General features: G+C 62.3%; 1 protein-coding gene. It reads left to right on the top strand.

Annotated features, from left to right (window positions below; translation table 11 throughout):
- On the top strand, nt 1-551 hold a 551-nt coding region (locus P0D80_RS51010), incomplete at both ends, for a VOC family protein (RefSeq protein ID WP_408296538.1).

The following is a 551-nucleotide window of genomic DNA, read 5'->3' as shown; positions in this document are numbered from 1 at the left end:
CGAAGTTATCCGGCTCGGGCATATCGTGCTCGAACTCGCTGACTTTCAGGAAACCTGCGCATGGTATGCGCAGCATTTCGGCTTTATCCCAAGCGACGTGCAGGTGCTTCCCGATGGCTCGCCCGTCGTCGCGTTCATGCGACTCGATCTTGGTGACAAGCCGGCCGATCACCATACGCTCGCGCTTGCACAAGGCTTCCTGCCCACCTACAGCCATAGCGCCTACGAAGTTGTCGATGCAGACGCGGTCGGCATGGGCCAGCGCGTTCTGCGCGAGAAGGGCTGGACGCACGCGTGGGGGATCGGCCGGCATATTCTGGGCAGCCAGATCTTCGACTACTGGCAGGACCCTTGGGGCGACAAGCACGAGCACTACTGCGACGGCGATCTCTTTACGGCCGATGCGCCGACCGGTGTCCATGCCGTGAGCCGTGAGGCGATGGCGCAATGGGGCCCGACAATGCCGCGCAGTTTCACAAAACCCAGATTCACGCCTACGAGCATCGTGGCGCTCTTCAGGAACCTGCGCCGCAGCCCCGATCTGACGCTGA

The organism is Paraburkholderia sp. RL17-373-BIF-A, assembly GCF_046030175.1.
Lineage (GTDB): Bacteria > Pseudomonadota > Gammaproteobacteria > Burkholderiales > Burkholderiaceae > Paraburkholderia.
The sequence above is the reverse complement of the archived record's forward strand: the minus strand, read 5'-3'. Positions and strand labels throughout refer to the sequence as shown.